The organism is Pleurocapsa minor HA4230-MV1 (assembly GCA_019359095.1).
GTDB lineage: Bacteria > Cyanobacteriota > Cyanobacteriia > Cyanobacteriales > Xenococcaceae > Waterburya > Waterburya minor.
The window spans coordinates 1-17,119 of the sequence record JAHHHZ010000019.1; the positions used below are offsets into that span (position 1 = coordinate 1).

Here is a 17,119-nt window from a genome sequence, read left to right on the forward strand (position 1 = left end):
CCCACTGACGACCGAGGTATGAGAATACACCGATCAAGAAGTGGAAAATAATCAACTGGTAAGGGCCACCGTTGTATAACCACTCGTCTAAGGATGCTGCTTCCCAAATTGGGTAGAAGTGTAGACCAATAGCATTGGAGCTAGGTACTACTGCTCCAGAGATGATGTTGTTGCCGTAGATCAAGGAACCTGCTACAGGCTCACGAATACCGTCGATGTCTACAGGAGGTGCTGCGACGAAAGCGATCAGGAAACAAGTTGTTGCTGCTAGGAGGGTGGGGATCATCAAGACGCCGAACCAACCGACATAGATACGGTTGTTAGTGCTTGTTACCCACTGACAGAAATTCTCCCAAGCACCGCGTGTTTCGCGCTGTTGTAAAGTAGTTGTCATTGTGTTTATGATTGCTTTATTTATTTATTTGTCTAGGTTCTAAACTAGATGAGCCAGGAAGCAGATGAATGATTTGCTCTTGTCTCTGTAATTAAATATAGCTGAGTATTTATACTTTATCAAGCTTTGTAACATTCTTATTATTAATGTTAACTATAAGCTTGTCTTATGTTTACTTTTTCTTTTCAATATATTCACGCCAATACAAAATTTTTCCGTTTGCCAATTCAAACACAATCGCGTCTTCTGCAAAACCCTCTTTTCCAGTCTTACGGTTTTGGTCACGCCAATCCCATTCCACTGCACCACAATTTTTATCTACATCTAGAATAGTTCGTTTAATTGTTACAGAGGTATGGTGAAACTGTTTAAAGTAATCCTGGGCAGCCTTTTTAATCTGCTGCTTACCCATGAACTTAAAACCTGCGGCAATAAATATTGCATTTTCAGCAAAATCATCAACGATCGCTTGAGCATTTTGCTGTTCCCAAGCTTGAGCTTGTCTTACTATGATCTCTTGAATTTGTGCTGATGAGAGTAAAGACTCAGCCATAATTTGGGGTGTCGCCAAAGTGCTAAGAATCACAGTAATTATGACGATTGAAAGTGTTAAACAGTCTAAATATTTGCGTGGGAAATTCAATTTATTTAATTGGCTTTTCAGTCAGGTAACACATACAAGGCACAGTTTAAACGCCTATAGCATATAGCTTATAACTAATTGTTATTCTCGTCAGAAAAAAACATCACCTTGCCACCATAGGCTCGCTGCAAGTTTTCATCGCGCAACACCTGTTGTCTTTGTCCTGCGGCAATTAGCTCTTTATTGAGCAAGATTAATTCATCAAAATTGGTTATTGATTCACCTAAATCATGATTGACCACCACCACAATTTTGCCCCGATCGGCAAGCTGATGAAAAATCTTGAATATAATATTTTCAGTCTTTTGATCTACTCCCACAAATGGCTCATCAAAAAAGAATACTTCTGCCTGTTGTGCTAAGGATCTGGCTAAAAACACTCGCTGTTGCTGTCCGCCTGAAAGTTGACCGAGGGGACGGTGTTGATATTCGCTCATTTCTACCTGCTCGAGTGCAGCCATTGCTTGACGACGACTAACATTAGAAAAACGACGAAACCATCCTGTTTTACGAACTTGACCCATCATGACCACATCCCAAACGGTTACGGGGTATGTCCAGTCAATTTGCGATCGCTGGGGAACATAGGCAATTTTATCAAGATGGTGCTGTATTGGTTGCCCATCATAAGATACCGACCCACTATTGGCAGGAATAAGACCTAACATAGCTTTAACTAGAGTACTTTTCCCTGCACCATTGGGGCCAAATACTCCAGTTACTTTACCTGGTGTCAGATTTAGAGAAATATTTCGCAGTGCTTCGACTGTACGGTAACAAACTCCTAAATTATCAACGGCGATCGCGTTGTAGCTCATGACTCAAGTAAAATATGAAAGGATTATGATAAACATTATGAAAGAAATATGATAAATATGTCAATCTTAGGTTTGTACGGAAAACAGTATGGTTGCTGAACAATTTAGTACTCGGCGATGGTTTGTCTTAGCAGGAGCTTGTTTAGGCTTATTACTAGTTGGATGTGAAGCAAGTGGAGATCGAGTAGAAAGTGACAAACCGCAAGTAGTTTCAACTAGTACGATCATTGCCGATTTGACTGAAAAAGTGGGGGGAGATGAAATCAGTCATCAGGGTATTTTAGAGCCTGGAGCCGATCCTCATGTATATGAACCAACCCCACAAAATAGCGTAGCGTTAGAGCAAGCAGATTTAATCTTATATAACGGATTTAATTTAGAGCCAGGAATCATCAAAATGATTAGCTCGACGGGAGTTAACGCGAAGAAATATGCTGTAGGAGAAGTAGTTACACCACTAGATTTTGAATATCAGGGACAACAAGAACCCGATCCTCATGTATGGGGAGATGCGCAAAATGCGATCGCGATGACGAAAGCAATTCGCGATCGCTTAATTGAACTATCCCCTGAAGATCGAGCAGAATTTACAGCTAATGCTGAGGAGTTGATTACCGAGTTACAGCAGGTCGATCGGTGGATTACCGAACAGATTAAAACTATTCCCCCAGCGAAACGGCGGTTAGTTACCACTCATGATGCGTTTCAGTATTATACTCGCGCCTATGGTCTAGAAATGGCAGGAACATTGATTGGAATTAGTACAGAGGAACAGCCGAGCGCCCAAACAGTTAAGAATTTGGCTAATGAGATTAGAAAAATGCAGATACCCGCAATTTTCGCCGAAACAACCATCAATCCTCAGTTAATTCAGACAGTTGCCGAAGAAGCGGGAGTAAGGCTTGCACCACAGGAACTATATTCTGACTCTATCGGTGTCAAAGGAAGCGAGGGAGATAGTTATGTCAAAATGTTGGTAGCCAATACTAAATCTATCGTTGAGTCATTAGGTGGAGACTATCAGGCATTTATGAGGTAATTAATAAGTAATAAGTAATAAATAATAGGTAATCAAGGAAACTTGCTAAACTGATCATTACATTACGATGTCTCTTCTCCAACTAATCAGCTATGGGATTGAAGAAGGATGTAGTTCGTATTCATAAGTCTGAGGTGTAGTAACAGAATTACGCTCCTTACTCTCGGCTTTTCTAGTCTCAATCAAGATAACTATGTCAATTATTCACGGCAGTTGGATCGTTAATGCGGGTCAAGATTATTTCTTTGTCTGGGGACAAACTTGGCGTTCTTTGGTTAACGAAACCTTCTCTCTTAATAAGTCGGGGGATTTTATTCATCCCTTTAACTTACAACGTTCAGAATTACTCGATCTGTTCCAAAGCCATGAATTAGATGTTGCCGATTTATTGGCTCAAAGCAAGTGGCATACTCAGCTAGTAGGAATGCCGACGATCATTACCGAAACGTCAGTGAGCAAAAAAGTACAGCCTGTATTTGCGGGAAACGCAGTTAAAGGGGAATCAAAGTTAGATCTGTATCTTTGGGAAGTAAAAGGATTTCGTCTAACTGTCGAGGAAACCATTAGTCTATTGCAGATATTATCCCTAGCTGCGCTACAGTCTGGTACAGATTATTTGGCGGGAGATCTACGTTATTGGTCGCATATATATCGCTGGGTATTAGATTTAATCGTCAGACAAAAGTTTCTGCCAGGAATTGAAGTTAAAAAATCTCGTAGAACTAACTACAGAAGTGTCTGGCAACCTCTAATTGATAGCGAAATCGATCGAGTACGCTTGGCAAAATTTACTCAAGCACTACCAGAAGCTTGTTTAGCCTATCTGGATGCGGAAGAATCTCAAGCCAATACTACCGAGGAAGGATTATTATTGCGATCGCTTTCTCTACTCTTAGATGGGCGGTTGCGTTCTTGGATTGACTATAATCCCAATAGTTATAAAGATATAAGTATTGAACCCTGGTTGCGATCGCTCTCGGGATCTCCTGTTTTAGAAACAAATTTAAGTGATGCTAACCGTTTGACTCATGCTTTGTATAGCTGGACTTTACCTGTCAGCGAGTATATAGTTAATCGGCAAAATGAATTAGGCTTAAATCGTTATCGAGTCTGTTTTGTGCTGGCACCGCCAATAGAAACTAAGGAAGATAGCGAACAGCCAGACTGGTCATTAAACTATTATTTACAAGCTTTAGATAATCCCGATTTTATCGTTGATGCAGCGACGATCTGGCAATGTGCTGCTGAATTTCTCAAAATTGGCGATCGCACTATTGAAAATCCCCAGGAAACCTTACTTAAAGGCTTAGGATTAGCAACTCGTATTTATGAACCTGTGCGGGAAAGTTTAAATCATAGTCACCCTAGTAGTTGTATTCTCGATCCAATTCAGGTGTATGAGTTTATTCGGGCGAAGGTTTGGCAGTTAAGGGACAATGGTTTAGGCGTAATTCTGCCTCCTGGCTTAACCAACGACAATCGAGAACAAAGACTGGGCATCAAAATGACTGCTAGCGTTTCTCAGAGGAAGGGAGAGCGTTTAAGTCTGCAAAGTATGCTTAAGTATAAATTAGAAATTGCCGTAGGCGATCGCACTGTTTCTAAAACAGACTTTAAAAAGTTACTGGCACAGAAGTCACCCATTGTGGAAATCGATGGACAGTGGATTGCCCTGCAACCAGCAGATGTTAGGGCTGCCCAAGCGGTATTAGATCAGTCTAACGATCAGCTGGATCTTTCAGTAGAAGATGCATTGCGTTTATCCACAGGAGATACTAAAACTTTAGCCAAGTTGCCCGTAGTTAAGTTTGAACCGACAGGAGTCTTAGCAGGCTTATTAGATAATTTGTCCGATGATAAGTCTGTCGAACCCGTGAATAAAATTAAGGATTTTAAAGGTGAATTACGTCCTTATCAGGCAAAGGGTGTGGGCTGGCTATCCTTTTTAGACACTTGGGGATTAGGTGCTTGTTTAGCAGACGATATGGGTTTGGGCAAAACGATCCAATTAATTGCCTTCTTACTTAATCTTAAGCAGCAAAAGCTGTTAACGAAACCAACATTGTTAATCTGCCCTACTTCCGTAATTAACAACTGGGAACGAGAAGTTAAAAAATTTGCCCCCACATTACAAGCTATGATTCATCACGGCAATCAAAGAGAACAAGGAAAGGCATTTGCTAAAATAGTTAAGGATAAACAACTAGTAATCACCAGTTATTCCTTAGTGCATCGCGATCAAAAAACCTTATCAGGTATTGATTGGCAAGGGATAGTGTTAGACGAAGCCCAAAACATTAAAAACCCTGTGGCAAAACAATCTCAAGCGGTTAGAGAAATTCCCGCAGGATTTCGGATTGCCTTAACTGGTACGCCTGTAGAAAATCGTCTCACTGAACTATGGTCAATTCTGGATTTTCTTAATCCTGGCTTTTTGGGCAATCGCAACTTCTTCCAAAAGAGGTTTGCCGTACCGATCGAAAAATATGGCGATCGCGAATCTTTAAACATCCTCAGATCGCTAACGCAACCATTTATTCTCCGTCGTTTAAAAACCGATAAAAATATCATTCAAGACTTGCCCGAAAAGCAAGAAATGAACGTATTCTGTGGATTATCGGCAGAACAGGCAGAACTCTATCAACAACTAGTAGATAACTCCCTCGAAGAGATTGAAGATGCTGATGGGATCAAACGCCGTGGCTTAATTCTGACACTGCTACTACGTCTTAAACAGCTTTGCAACCATCCCGAATTACTCGATCGCCATCAAGACAAAAAAGCGATCGTCAAGACAGAACATTTCGGCGATCGCTCTGGTAAACTATTGCGTTTAGAAGAAATGCTCGAAGAAATTGTCGATGAAGGCGATCGCTCTTTAATTTTTACTCAGTTTTCCGAGTGGGGCAAAATACTCAAACCCTATCTATCTGAGAAGCTAAAACAAGAAGTAATGTTCTTATACGGGGCAACTCCGCGCGAAGCTAGACAAGAAATGGTAGATCGCTTCCAAAATGAACCCAATGGCCCCAAAATCTTCATTCTATCCCTTAAAGCTGGGGGAACTGGACTCAACCTCACTAGAGCAAATCATGTCTTCCACGTCGATCGCTGGTGGAATCCTGCGGTAGAAAATCAGGCAACAGATCGAGCATTTCGTATTGGACAACAACGCAATGTGCAGGTACATAAATTTGTCTGTACAGGTACCCTAGAAGAACGGATTAACGACATCATTGAAAGCAAAAAAGAACTAGCCGAACAAACTGTCGGCGCAGGGGAACAGTGGTTAACAGATCTTGATACTGGCAGTCTGCGTAATCTATTGTTATTAGATCGAGATGCAGTTATTGATGATTAAAAAAAAAGATAATCAGTTAATCAGTCCTGAAATAGACAAAATAAAGTGATCGCTTGAAACTTTATTTCATTTATTGCCAGGTAATTAAACAGTTACATTTTACATTCTCTATCTCTTTAGACTATCTTTCTAAATAAATATACGTAAAATAGTGAAAGTTAATCTTTCATAGTTAAGGATAGGAGATAGGAAATTGAAGAAAATAGAAGCTATTATCAGACCTTTTAAATTAGATGAAGTCAAAATAGCCTTAGTTAACGCTGGGGTAGTTGGGATGACAGTTTCCGAGGTTCGGGGATTTGGTCGTCAAAAAGGACAAACTGAGCGTTATCGCGGTTCTGAATATACGGTTGAGTTTCTACAAAAGCTCAAAATTGAAATTGTTATTGAAGACGATCAAGTGAATATGGTGGTAGACAAAATTATCGCTGCTGCTCGCACTGGTGAAATTGGAGACGGTAAAATATTTGTTTACCCTGTAGATCAAGTGGTACGGATTCGGACTGGCGAAAAAAATCTCGAAGCTGTATAGCATTCGGAAAATCGCCTCCAAATTGACATAGAACAATAATTTTTTGATTATTTATCTAACTCAATCACAGCATTAGCATCTGGAGTCAAAAATAGTAGATTCTAGGTGCTTTTTAGGAATATTTGCAAAAAGCCGTAAAAATTAGGAAGATATATTATTTCCCCAAGTCCCAAGTCCCAAGTCCCTAAATCCCTAAATCCCTAAATCCCAGTCAACAATAGTTAAAAATTAACCGAACAGTATTGGCTTAGATCTAGCTCTATCCATAATCTAAAAATTATGATTTTTACCAAAAGCATTGGTTTTTATATATGATAATATAAATAATCATTGCATATTGAGGAGCAAAGTCTCTTGATTCCAGCCACTCTGCATCAATTAAAGGTATTTGAGACAGTCGCCCGCAACGGCAGCTTCACTCGTGCAGCAGAAGAACTGTTGATTACACAGCCAACTGTTTCTAGTCAAGTCAAGCAACTGACTAATTCAGTAGGACTACCTTTATTTGAACAAATCGGTAAAAGACTATATCTTACTGATGCAGGTCAAGAGTTACTGCTTACCTGTCAAGATATTTTTGAAAAGCTCAACAATTTTGAAATCAAAATAGCAGATCTCAAGGGAACAAAACAAGGACAGCTAAATCTGGCTGTAATTACTACTGCTAAATATTTTGTCCCCAGATTACTTGGTTCTTTTTGTCAAAACTATCCTGGTATTGATGTTGCACTCCAGGTGACCAATCATCAAGAAATTCAACAGCGCATGTTAGCGAATAAAGATGATTTATACGTAGTTAGTAATCCGTCCAATGATGTTGATTTGACTACTAAGCCATTTCTCAATAATCCTTTAGTTGTCGTGGCGAGAAAGGATCACCCATTAGCCAACAAAAAAAATATCGATTTAAAAGAGTTGAACAATCAACCTTTTATTATGAGGGAGCAAGGTTCAGGTACTAGAGAGTCGATTGTGAAATTATTAACGGAAAATAATCTTTCGGTCAAGGTTAAATTGGAGTTGGGTAGTAATGAAGCAATTAAACAAGCTATTTACGGCGGATTGGGTATCTCTATCTTGTCAGAACACTCTCTATTTTCCGAGGGGATGTCAGGAGAATTAACCATTCTCGACTTTAAACACTTTCCCATCAAGCGCCGTTGGTATGTTGCTTATTTAGCGGGTAAAAAACTCTCAGTCATTGCGGAAACCTTTCTGGATTACCTATTAGAAGAAAGTCCCAAGATGTCTTTTCCTCAGTCAAGTATCTTGGCTAGATCAAATTAATAAGAGCGTTTTACCCTGGCTTGTGGTAAAGAATTTTCTAACCTGCCAAGGTTTAGCTACAATCTAGAGTGGAGTTTAGACAATACTTCATTGCATCGCCACTAGCTAGTTATTATGATGAGGTAAAAATTATGGCTAATAGTCGTCGCGTCGCTCGTGTAGCTGCTTTGATTAAGCGAGAAGTGAGCCAAATGTTGTTTAGTGAAATTAAAGATGATCGCGTTGGTGCGGGGATGGTTAGTATTACTGACGTGGACGTTTCTGGAGATCTACAGCACGCTAAAATCTTTGTCAGTATTTATGGTACAGATGAAGCCAGAGAAGAAACGATGGCTGGCTTAGACTCTTCTTCTCACTATATTCGCAAGGAATTGGGTAGTCGGATGAAGTTAAGACGTACTCCTACAGTTCAATTTTTGGAAAGTCCCTTGGAGAGAGGAGACAATATGTTAAATCTGCTGAGTAAAATTAGTCAGGAGCGACAAAATAAACCCGAGGCAGTAGATTAAATTGGTAAATATTTAAATGATCTGAATGATCGGCGATTGATGAAACAAGATTGGCAAAGTTTATCCCTCAAAGAGCAAATTGCTCAGATGATTATTGTCCGTGCTTCAGGTCATTTGTTCGATCATCAAATCCGTTATCCTGCTTGGGAAGCCAACAATCAGCAATTAAAAACCTGGCTGAGGGAGTTTAATCTGGGTGGTGTGATTCTGCTAGGTGGAAGTAGTGTTGAATTGCAGGCGCGATCGCAACAGTTGCAGAGTTGGGCAAATATACCCCTATTCATTGCTGCGGATATTGAAGAAGGGATTGGACAGCGTTTTCCTGGAGGGACTTGGTTTCCCCCGCCAATGGCATTAGGCAAGATTTATGAGCAGAATCCAGACTTAGCCCGACAATATGCGCATCAGATGGGAGAAGTAACGGCACAGGAAGCTTTAGCCGTCGGTATTAACTGGTTACTTGCTCCTGTGGTGGATGTTAATAATAATCCCGATAATCCCGCGATTAATATTCGCGCTTTTGGCGATCGCTCTGAAGTTGTAGCTGATTTAACTACGGCATTTATTCAAGGTGCTAAATCTACGGCTGTTTTAACCACCGCCAAGCATTTTCCTGGACATGGGGATACCTCCACCGATTCTCATTTGGATTTACCTGCTTTGAATCATTCTGAGTCCAGATTAGCCACAGTTGAATTACCTCCTTTTCAGCAGGCGATCGCGGCTGGGGTAGATAGTGTGATGACGGCTCATTTATTAATTGCTGCTTGGGATGCAAAGCTACCAGTCACTCTGTCGCAGAAAATTGTGAGCGAAATTTTAAGAAATCGCCTCGGTTTTTCGGGTTTAGTCGTCACAGATGCGCTGATTATGGGGGGAATAACTAAATATGCGACTCCTGAAACAGTAGCAGTGATGGCAGTTGAAGCAGGTACAGATATTTTATTAATGCCCGATCATCCAGAAGTAGCGATCGCTTCGATCTATGATGCAGTGCAAACTGGCAGGATTAAGCAATCAAGAATTCAGGAGTCTTTAGCACGTATCTGGCAGGCTAAACAACAGGTTTTTGCTGATTCAACTACAATTACAGAATTGTCGAGCGATCGCGCTAGATCTACCGTCAACTCGATCCTGAAAAATTCTCTACAACAAAGTAAGATATCAATAATTACTGATGCTCATGCACCAGGGCGTAATTTAATCGTGGTAGATGATCTATTAACTGTAAATTACCTAGATATTAACTCTCCAGCAATTACTATTCCTCAAGAATACAATTATCAAAGGCAGCTTGTAGACAGCAATACTTTAGACTGTATTTTATTAGATTCTCGTCCAACTCTACTACAAGTATTTATTCGTGGTAATCCCTTTCGCGGTAATGCAGGTTTAACTAATAAAACTAAAGCAATATATCAACAGTTAATTGCAAATCAACAAGTAGCTGGTATAGCAATTTACGGTAGTCCCTACGTCCTAGAATGGTTTAAAAGCATTATGGGATCGGATTTACCGTGGGTGTTTACTTATGGACAAATGCCACAGGCTCAGGCGATCGCTCTTAAGACTTTATTTGCTGATAATTCTCAGTCTTTAGAATTTCAATCTCCTAATTTTGGGTTTTAGTTAAATTGTAAAATCGAACGAATATCGTAGCTTAAGTTGAATAAAAAATCATTATAAATGACCAGTATAAATCACTTGATATCCTGACAAAGTGCTTAATCAAATCTTAACTTGCCATCGATTTTCCTAACATTAAAAAGCTAATGTAATTTTAGATACAGCAAGTAATAATATTTTTGCTAGCAGCAGTTTGGTTAATAGTTTATATTGATAGAAAGATTAATTTTAAAGCTATTTTATTTATACGGTAATACAACATGACTGCTACTACACAATCATACCCTTCTACTATTTATTCTCTTGATACCCTTAAAGATGAAGCTCGCCAGCTAATCGAAACAGGCATTATTAGCCGTCAACAATCGATCTATACCCTGTGCAAATATATTCCCGCTCGTGAGTGGGTTACAATTGAGTGTCAATTAGAAAGAGCTGACTATTTACTCAGAGATCCGATTGGTGATTTAGTTTCCTACGACAGCTGGGAAAACGACTAAATACCACTTTGCTTTTACTTAAGTAGCGAGTAAGTTAACTAAATAAAGCAATACTAGACAATGTTAGGACGTTTTTTATTACTACCCACTATCTATTTGCGAAGCTTATGCTAAAGCACTAGCTACGCGTCGTCCTTTAGGACTACCTACTACCTTCGAGCCGATCACCCTCATTGTCTTAATCTAACTTTGTACGGCTATAATTACCCTACTTAAGGCATTAACTGTTCTAGCTGGCTGCGCCAAATTTTAAGTTTTAGTGACAAAGGATATTCTGGGTTTTGAGTCCAAAAAATATATCCAGTAGCAGCTACAGCAGCTACAATTCCTATTAATAAAATACCTAGCCGATTTTTCGCTGGTTTTTGACTAGCTTTAGTCAGTTGAACTGGTGCAGTTTGAATATGCTGAATCTTTGTAGGGGTTGATGATCGGGCTATTATTTCTGGCTCAACTTCTAACTCAGTAACAGGTTGTGCTTTGACCATTAAATTAGTCTGATGATTATTAAGAGTCGATAATTTAGTACGGCGATCGCTAATTATTGATTTAAGTTTAGTACCCTTAAGATTAGCCTGCTCTAGATCTACTCCACAAACATTTGCGCCAACTAAATCGCTATTAGTTAAGTTAGCATTGGTTAAATTACTATGACGTAGAATAGAGTTGCTGAGTTTGGCATTCGTCAAATTCGCTTCCTCAAAGTTTACTCCTTGGAGATTAGCGTTACTCAAATCCGCACCACTGAGATTCTTTCTCGCTGCACCATAATTAACGATCTCCCAAACAGAATACCATTTAGGATCGATCATCGTCTTTTGGCTAAATTTAGCTGTTTTAAAATTGGCAAATTTTAGTTCTGCATCCTTAAAATATGTGCCACAACACAATGCACCAGCGAGATTAACCGCAGTCAGATTTGCTTGACTAAAATAAGCATTTCTCAAGTCCGCATTTTGCAAATTAGCCCCAGTTAAATCTACTTTATAAAGATAAGTATTACTCAAATTAGCGCTATTAAAATTGACGTTTAGCAGTTTAGTATTACTCAAATCAGCATTACTCAAATCAACTCGAAATAAATTAGAATTGCTGAGATCGATGCCAGAATAATTTTTTTTTGCAGTTTGACGATTGACAATTTCATGTACCTTGCGATACTTGGTTGCCATTATTGTTTTAGCATTAATAGTAGCTTGAGAAAAGATGGCATAATCTAAATTAGCTCCTTTAAAGTTAGTATCAAAAAGATTAGCGCCCAATAAATTAGCTTGCTCTAAATTAGCATTAGCTAACTGAGCATTACTTAAGTCTACCCGACTAAAATTAACCTGTTGAAGAATAGCCCCTTTTAGGTTAATTCCGCGAAGATTTAAATTAATTAGATTAGCTTGTGAAAGATCTGGTATAACTTGTTTGTGCATATCATACCAGCTATTCCAGGCTTCAACACCCTGCTTAATTAATGCCAAATGTTCTGAGTTTGCCATGATTAAAATTCCTTAATAAAACTTACTTATAAGCTACAATCTCTTTGAGTTTTTTAAAAATTTAAACATAATATGGTCATTAAATATTAAATATATATCGTAGTATGACAGCTTAATATTTACCACACTGTTAAAATAAGACACTTAAATTTTATCAACATTTATATTGTTAATTTAATATATAAGTTATCAATCAAGTGTGAAGTTTTAAATAAATGTCAACTGAGTAAAGTAAATTAAACTCAAGTATCGATCATCTACAATTAGTAAAGCTTTGCGTAAATAGTAAACAGCGCGCCAGATATCGTAATAATTAAAAATTTGGATGAGTTACAAGCTCAAAGCATTGATATAATCGACCAACCAAGCAGTGTAACTATTGGGAATCGAAACTAGCGATCGCTCTAATGAATTTTTGCTGATATCTATGAATATTTTCCTAGAAACTGACCGCTTAATTTTACGCAAATTGACTCAAGATGATCTAGACAATTTAGTCCAATTAGATAGCGATCCTGAAGTAATGCGATTTATTAATGGTGGCATTGCGACTACAAGAGAAGCAATCGCCAATGAATTTTTACCCTACGCAACAGGCTATTACAAAAAATCTTCAGATTTGGGTTTCTGGGCAATAGTTGAACGACAAAACCAAGAATTTGTTGGTTGGATATTTTTACGTCCTGAAATTGATTTTAAATTACTACAACAGCTAAATCTTGCTGAACCAGATGCAGTGGAATTAGGCTATCGTCTTCGTCAACCAAGTTGGAACAAAGGCTACACTACCGAAGTTGCGCAAGCATTAATCGATAAAAGCTTTACTGACTCTGATATTAATAAAATAAGTGCCTGGGCTTTAACTGAAAATAAGGCTTCGACAAAAGTAATGCAAAAGGTGGGTTTAAAATTGCAGCAAGAATATCTTGTCACTGCGGATCTGCTACCGCCAAGTTTATTAGAAAATTCTTTGATTCAAAACTTATTAGATCGCCAGTTAGTTAAGTATCAAATAGACAAAACTACTTGGAACTTGAAACAATTTTATCTAGCTTAAAAAACTTGAAAATATATATCTAATTGCCGTTAAATATAATAAAATATTGCTTTTTAATGACAAAAATGACAAAAATTAAATTGGGTAATTAATTGATGTCAACTAACATCTCAACTCCATCTTTGTTGACTTCTAGCGATCGAGCAAATTGGACGGGAGTATCTTTAGAACATTATCTGTATCCAGCTTACGAAACTCCAGAACATACACTTAACGAGCATCACATTTGTCTTTATGTTGGTAAACCTTTAATTTACGAACAGGTTGTCAATGGCAAGTTGCGATCGCTTAATTGTATTTACGGCGATATGGTAATTTATCCTGCTGGTTTAACCCAAAAACTCAGTTGGAATAAAAACGCAGAAATTATTCAGTTAGATATCAATCCAGCATTACTAACTCAAGCCTGCCAAGATGCACCGCGATCGCACAAGCTCGAACTTATTCCTCAGTATGGCATTAGAGATAATTTAGTTCAACAGTTACTTTTTACTTTGCTGGGAGAATTGCAATCTGGCTCAAACAACAGTTTGTATACCGAGTCACTGCATAATACTCTCTGTCTGCATCTGCTGAAACACTACACTACATTCCAAACCGAGATTAATTACAGCGATGATCCTCTACCACCTTATCTACATCGACGGTTAGATGAATATATTCAGGCAAATTTAGCAGAAAATATTACTCTAGCGGATATGGCTCAAGTAACTAGTTTAAGTATCTCCCACCTGACCAAACTATTTAGGCAAACTCAAGGAATTTCTCTATATCAGTACGTTATTCACTGTCGCATTGCTAGAGCTAAACAATTATTAAAACACCAACAATTAACTATTGCTGAAATTGCTACTCAAGTAGGATTTGCCGATCAAAGTCATCTGACTCATCACTTCAAGCGTCATGTCGGTGTAACCCCCAAAGCTTTTCGACTTTAAAGCAGAATCTTCTAAAATAAGCAAAATCTACAATATTTATCGACACTTCATCTCCTAACCTGTAAACAAATCAAATCAACAGGAGATGCAAATCATGTCAATTGAACAAAATAAAGCGATCGCGATTAGGAGTTTATTATGCTTCGTTTAGCTGGTTGGTGGTGGATTGGAGTAAGTGCGCTTCATGCTTTGGGGGGAATAATTTTATATTATTCTCAATGGCAAGAAATAGCTCAGGCTGGTTGGTTCAATGTTGTAGCACCAGAGCCATTTACACCAATATTTTCTCGCGAGACTGCCTTTTGGTTTATCTTGCTTTCGCCTTTTATTTATCTTGTGGGAGAATTATGTCTTTGGGCGCATCGTCAAAAGTTAACTTTGCCAATTTCTGTAGGGATAATTTTGCTAATTACCATGTCAATCGCGTTATTCTTTATGCCTATATCTGGTTTTTGGCTGGGACTACCGCCAAGTATAATGATGCTCTACTCATCAAAAATATTTCAACGTCAAAATAGCAGTGTTTAATTTCGCTAAAATCGATACTTAGTGCAATTAAATAAGCGATCGCCATTATGAATACTATCCCTACAGTAAAAAGCACTTCTGGTTTGCTGAGAGCCTTTCGTCAAGTAAATGCAATTTTGCGTCCTGTGGAATTTATGGAACGGCGCAGCCAAAAATACGGTGATTTTTATCAGGTAACGTTTAAAAATTCGCCACCAACTATTATGACCTCTAATCCTCAAGCGATCGAGGAAATTTTAACCGCTTCTGCCGATAAGTTTGATGTCGGTCGTGGTAATAAAATGCTGAGTTTTTTGGTGGGAGATAATTCTTTACTGTTGTTGGATGGTAAAACCCATAAGCGTCGCCGAAAGTTATTGATCCCACCATTTCACGGTGAATCATTACACCGATGTAGCCAGCAAATAGTTGAAATAACTAATAAAGCAAGCGATCGCCTAGAGGTTAATCAACCATTTAAAGTCCGTTCTTTAACCCAAGAAATTACGATGCGAGTAATTCTAAGCGTGGTGTTTGGCATTGATTCGGGGACGCGATACGACCGCCTGAGAGAATTATTAACCAACCTACTAGATACATTTAATAACCCATTAAATTCCAGTCTCATATTTTTTACTTGGTTACAACAAGACTGGGGTAAATATAGTCCTTGGGGTCGTTTTCTACTGATTAAACAAGAAATTAGAGAGTTAATCTATGCCGAAATAAAAGATAGACGAGAAGCGATTCAGCGCGGTGACGCGACGTTAGGAGCTAATCCTTTAGGACTTGGGGGTTTCCACCCAACTAAGCGGTGCAAGCCCCATGAGCGATATGCGGAGCGGTATCCTTTAGGACTGAATCAAGAAGCGATCGCTACTAATAAATTAGAGTACCGTGATATCTTAAGTTTATTGCTGATGGCAACAGATGAAACGGGCGAAGGAATGAGCGATGAAGAACTCCACGATGAGCTTATTACCCTGTTGTTTGCTGGACATGAAACTACCGCCTCAGCTTTGGCTTGGCTGTTTTACTGGATTCATTATCTACCCGAAGTCAAAGAAAAGCTACAGCAAGAGTTAGATTCATTAGGAGACAATACTGATTATCAAGCGATCGCCAATCTACCCTATTTAAATGCAGTTATTTGTGAAACCCTACGTATTTATCCCATCGCTGCGGGAACTTTTGCTCGCGTTTTGACTCAACCCATGTCAATTATGGATTGTGATTTTCAGACCAATACTTGGTTTCTGATCTCAATTTATAATTTACATCATCAGGAAGCTTTATATCCCAATGCCAATCAATTTAATCCCGAAAGATTTTTAACCAAAAGTTATTCTAATTATGAATATCTGCCTTTTGGTGGTGGCAATCGTCGCTGTATTGGTTCAGCACTAGCATTACTAGAAATGAAATTAGTCACCGCAACTATATTATCTCGCTGTCAACTAGAACTAACGAATAAACGTCAAATGTTACCCGTACGTCGTGGTTTGACTCTCGCGCCACCAGCTTCTTTTAAAATGACTCTTGCAGCCAAGAAAGTTGCAAAGAGTTTAGAACTTGTCTGATAAAGCAGTGAAATTAACTTTTCTAACTTTCATACAAAAATGCGATTAGGCTCCCCTAAAGGATATGCGTAGCGGTATCTCCAACTATGCGAGACAAGTGCTTTAGCACTAGCTCCGCGTCGCGCCTACCCTTCGGATCGCACTTTCGAGTCTTATGTTAAGTTCATGACTTAATCTCAGTTAATAGACAGACAACCCGTTAAAACAAAATATAGTATTACTCATGGCAATGTTTGATTTCGCTCAAATCGATATTGGTGCCATTAAATAAGCGATCGCTATCTTCAATATTGAGCAATTGGGGCATAACTTATAATAATCAGTGTTTGAAAGCTGAGAATAAAACTATGACCGACAAAGCAAGTTCGTTACAAAATAATTATCATCTTGCTCCAATAAACATTGCCAAAATGAAAGCTCCTTTAAACGATCCAATTATGGCTGAATTTGCCAATGCACTAGACGAAAAAGCCAAACTAGAGTTATCGAACTTGATGGCACTGTTAACAAAGTTTTTACGAGCTTAATGGATCTCTGTGGCGATCGCAAAGTTCAAGAATCGGATTTAGGATTACTTCTCTTTACTTTGTAATCAACCCGATCAGCCGCTGCAAGTCGTTAGACTCAGCTAGTCCTTTAAGACTAACTAGGTGTCGCCCTAAAGGATTACCTTTAGGGCCAGAGGCGAGGGTCTTCTTTTGGAAGAAAGATAAAAAACAGGTGAAATTTAGCTGGATGTAGATGAATTTTTAGCAAGCTAAGTCTTTTTACTTAGTTAAAGATCGCAAATCAGGCACGGTTAGTTTAAGATTGTTCTTGAAATAATTTAAAGTTAAAT

16 protein-coding genes are annotated in these 17,119 nt (G+C 38.6%); 12 read left to right on the top strand and 4 right to left on the bottom strand.

Annotated elements, in window-relative coordinates:
- The 3 genes from KME09_09165 to KME09_09175 all read right to left on the bottom strand — a co-directional run.
- Positions 1–394, bottom strand: a 394-nt coding sequence (locus KME09_09165; GenBank protein MBW4534095.1) for a photosystem II q(b) protein, incomplete at its 3' end; no start/stop codon positions are given.
- Positions 395–566: 172 nt separating this feature from the next.
- Positions 567–947, bottom strand: coding sequence for a nuclear transport factor 2 family protein (locus tag KME09_09170; GenBank protein MBW4534096.1), 381 nt, complete (start codon positions 945–947; stop codon positions 567–569).
- A 164-nt stretch (positions 948–1,111) separates the two neighbouring features.
- Complete coding sequence (locus tag KME09_09175; GenBank protein MBW4534097.1) at positions 1,112–1,855, bottom strand: metal ABC transporter ATP-binding protein; 744 nt, start codon at positions 1,853–1,855, stop codon at positions 1,112–1,114.
- A gap of 88 nt (positions 1,856–1,943) precedes the next feature.
- Between KME09_09175 and KME09_09180 the strand changes: the two genes are divergently transcribed.
- The 7 genes from KME09_09180 to KME09_09210 all read left to right on the top strand — a co-directional run bounded on the left by KME09_09180 (position 1,944) and on the right by KME09_09210 (position 10,709).
- A complete protein-coding gene (locus tag KME09_09180) occupies positions 1,944–2,894 on the top strand; it encodes a zinc ABC transporter substrate-binding protein (protein ID MBW4534098.1) in 951 nt (316 codons plus the stop codon).
- Positions 2,895–3,087: 193 nt separating this feature from the next.
- Positions 3,088–6,255 carry a DEAD/DEAH box helicase gene (locus tag KME09_09185; protein ID MBW4534099.1) on the top strand — a complete coding sequence of 1,056 codons (3,168 nt, stop codon included), beginning with the start codon at positions 3,088–3,090 and terminating at the stop codon, positions 6,253–6,255.
- 193 nt (positions 6,256–6,448) lie between these two features.
- Complete coding sequence (locus KME09_09190) at positions 6,449–6,787, top strand: P-II family nitrogen regulator (protein ID MBW4534100.1); 339 nt, start codon at positions 6,449–6,451, stop codon at positions 6,785–6,787.
- A 354-nt stretch (positions 6,788–7,141) separates the two neighbouring features.
- Positions 7,142–8,074, top strand: a complete 933-nt coding sequence (locus KME09_09195) for a LysR family transcriptional regulator (GenBank protein ID MBW4534101.1) — start codon at positions 7,142–7,144, stop codon at positions 8,072–8,074.
- Between the two features lie 131 nt (positions 8,075–8,205).
- The gene (rbfA, locus tag KME09_09200; protein MBW4534102.1) at positions 8,206–8,583 is read left to right on the top strand and encodes a 30S ribosome-binding factor RbfA; all 378 of its coding nucleotides are present in this window, start codon (positions 8,206–8,208) and stop codon (positions 8,581–8,583) included.
- Between the two features lie 39 nt (positions 8,584–8,622).
- Positions 8,623–10,212, top strand: a complete 1,590-nt coding sequence (locus KME09_09205) for a beta-glucosidase (protein ID MBW4534103.1) — start codon at positions 8,623–8,625, stop codon at positions 10,210–10,212.
- 257 nt (positions 10,213–10,469) lie between these two features.
- Entirely contained in the window at positions 10,470–10,709 is a 240-nt protein-coding gene (locus KME09_09210) for a DUF4327 family protein (protein MBW4534104.1), read from the top strand.
- A 212-nt stretch (positions 10,710–10,921) separates the two neighbouring features.
- Here KME09_09210 and KME09_09215 read toward each other — a convergent pair whose 3' ends face one another.
- Positions 10,922–12,199, bottom strand: coding sequence for a pentapeptide repeat-containing protein (locus KME09_09215; protein MBW4534105.1), 1,278 nt, complete (start codon positions 12,197–12,199; stop codon positions 10,922–10,924).
- Between the two features lie 427 nt (positions 12,200–12,626).
- On the opposite strand from KME09_09215, the gene KME09_09220 reads away from it, so the two are divergent.
- The 5 genes from KME09_09220 (at position 12,627) to KME09_09240 (ending at position 16,808) form a co-directional block, all read left to right on the top strand.
- Positions 12,627–13,256 carry a GNAT family N-acetyltransferase gene (locus tag KME09_09220; GenBank protein MBW4534106.1) on the top strand — a complete coding sequence of 210 codons (630 nt, stop codon included), beginning with the start codon at positions 12,627–12,629 and terminating at the stop codon, positions 13,254–13,256.
- Positions 13,257–13,351: 95 nt separating this feature from the next.
- Entirely contained in the window at positions 13,352–14,194 is an 843-nt protein-coding gene (locus tag KME09_09225) for an AraC family transcriptional regulator (GenBank protein ID MBW4534107.1), read from the top strand.
- Between the two features lie 138 nt (positions 14,195–14,332).
- Positions 14,333–14,722: a hypothetical protein gene (locus KME09_09230; protein MBW4534108.1), complete on the top strand. Its 390-nt coding sequence runs from the start codon at positions 14,333–14,335 to the stop codon at positions 14,720–14,722.
- 47 nt (positions 14,723–14,769) lie between these two features.
- Entirely contained in the window at positions 14,770–16,281 is a 1,512-nt protein-coding gene (locus tag KME09_09235) for a cytochrome P450 (GenBank protein ID MBW4534109.1), read from the top strand.
- A 347-nt stretch (positions 16,282–16,628) separates the two neighbouring features.
- Positions 16,629–16,808 carry a DUF3291 domain-containing protein gene (locus KME09_09240; GenBank protein ID MBW4534110.1) on the top strand — a complete coding sequence of 60 codons (180 nt, stop codon included), beginning with the start codon at positions 16,629–16,631 and terminating at the stop codon, positions 16,806–16,808.
- Positions 16,809–17,119 lie beyond the last annotated feature (311 nt).